Source organism: Coprococcus sp. TF11-13, assembly GCF_003481085.1.
Classification (GTDB): Bacteria; Bacillota; Clostridia; order Lachnospirales; family Lachnospiraceae; genus Coprococcus; species Coprococcus aceti.
Map to the genome: position 1 here is coordinate 1 of NZ_QUKK01000024.1, position 1958 is coordinate 1958.

Genomic DNA, 1958 nt, shown 5'->3' on the forward strand with positions numbered 1-1958 from the left:
CATATAAAAGCACGCCTCTATTCCCCATTATTTTCATCCCCCCTGTACTTGTCAAGTATAGATGTTGCTGGAACAAATGCAACACACGTACCAGCAACACCTGTAAATTCTTTATAGTTCCTAAATTCCAGCCTCTAAAGTTCCATAATCAAGCCATTGCCTGTGCAGAACCCAGCAGTAGCAACCTAGTTCCAAATACAGTACGAATAGGAACTAAAACCACAAGCCGTAATTCGCCCTGTTTTGCCTTTTCATGCCACAGTGGAAGTAGTTAGCACCAAAAGACGTAAAGACAAACGTAGGACAACGTGTGCATTCGTAAGGGCAGAACCAGCAAAAGCACCAGCTAAGACTGGCACAGGAATACCCCTAGAACTGCTGGAACTACTAAGTTTTCTACCGTTTATCTCATGAAGGGAGAAAGTTATCGTGGACGAAACTTAAAAACTTATTCGATAGAAATCAATGATCCTGTTGAATAAGGGACAATAAGCAATTAGATAAGTTGGTGCATTGGCTATTTCTAATGAGCTTAAATTGGTCAATTCTGTTGGACTCTGAGTGGTTAATTCCCCCAGGCTCTAACATCGGCACTTTCCTTATATGCAGGATTTTGAACGGACACACTGTCACCAGATGTTCAAAAGAAAGTAACTTGATATGGGATTTTTTAAAAAAATAAGAGATTTTTCAAAAGTAATTGTGGAGAATTGAGGGCATAGAAAAAGCCAGTAGATTTTTACGTTTCTCTGCTGGCTCAATAAATTTAATATGCAATTACATATCGTGAATATTTATCCTATTATTTATAATATATTTGCATCACCAGAAGGAATATCCACATAAAAATTACCGCCTTTTGACCATTTTTATATCTGCTTTACCGTTTTTAGGACTCCTTTTTTAACTAATTCTACTCATAAAACAATGCATTTGTTCAATCTGTTACATTTCATCTGAAATTCTTGTTCATTTATCTGAATGGATTATGTTTCATATCTACAGTTGCCTTCCGTATGACGATGCAATGTTGTTTTGTATTTCTTCTAGAGCTGGTAAATTTGAAACGACAAGAAAAAACGGAGACACCCTAACATATCTTTAGGTTGTCTCCGTTTTTAGTTTGAAATAACTTTCTAAATAATATTTTTACCAATAAAGCAACTCACTTATTTCATCTGATTTTCTTAATATATTTTTCCACTTTTCAGATGTTTTTACAGTTTCAACATTAAGCATATCAGGAATACGTTCTAGTTCCAAATAAGCATTCCTTAACTCTATACTTTTCTCTAATATATCATTATCAATCATACCTTCATCTAAAAAAAGATTTAGTGTATCTTCGTGCAAGAAACTAATTATATCTATTGAAAATTCTTCAAATAGATTATGTTTAATTGTATCATCATCTTCTAGAAGCAGATAACTTCCACATTCCTCAATTGTACTTTTAAAATTCTCATATCTTTTTTCTAACGAAATCATTTTGTCACCCCTAATCATAAATTACAGTTGCTTTATCACCCTTCAGTGGAATATAAGTCTCTGGATTTACTACTTTAATTTTTCCAGTAGCTCCAGATGATATTCCATAATATGAACCTCCATGCTTACCTCCGCCTGGATGATAAAAAATAGAAATATCACCGTTCATTAATTTCCATCCACCACCATTACTTCCGTATACACCTCTAGTCCAGTCGTTCCCTAGTATAGTTTGCAACTCATCTACAGTATACCCCTTTAGTCTAGTCGGGTCACTGAAAATGTCATCAACAGAATTGATATTCCAACGAACATTGTCTGCACCATATTTTCCCTTTAAATATTCATTCCACTCTGCTCCACTTCTAGGTATTTCGTTATTGAAATTTGTCTTACTTCCACCCTCACAAATAATACTTCTTTCAGACTCCACCCGTCCTTTGCTAGTAGACATACCCCTATTCTTTCCA

At 34.9% G+C, this 1958-nt stretch carries 2 protein-coding genes; both read right to left on the bottom strand.

The features are described from left to right. Window positions 1-1149: 1149 nt before the first annotated feature. A complete protein-coding gene (locus DXD11_RS14050; protein WP_147344001.1) occupies window positions 1150-1488 on the bottom strand; it encodes a hypothetical protein in 339 nt (112 codons plus the stop codon). Window positions 1489-1498: 10 nt separating this feature from the next. After that, the coding region (locus DXD11_RS14055) for a hypothetical protein (protein ID WP_207664981.1) at window positions 1499-1958 on the bottom strand (460 nt) is incomplete at its 5' end.

What these genes read in the sequence shown, in the direction of transcription:
- DXD11_RS14050 (WP_147344001.1), bottom strand. Translation starts at nt 1,488, where the DNA reads ATGATTTCGTTAGAAAAAAGATATGAGAATTTTAAAAGTACAATTGAG.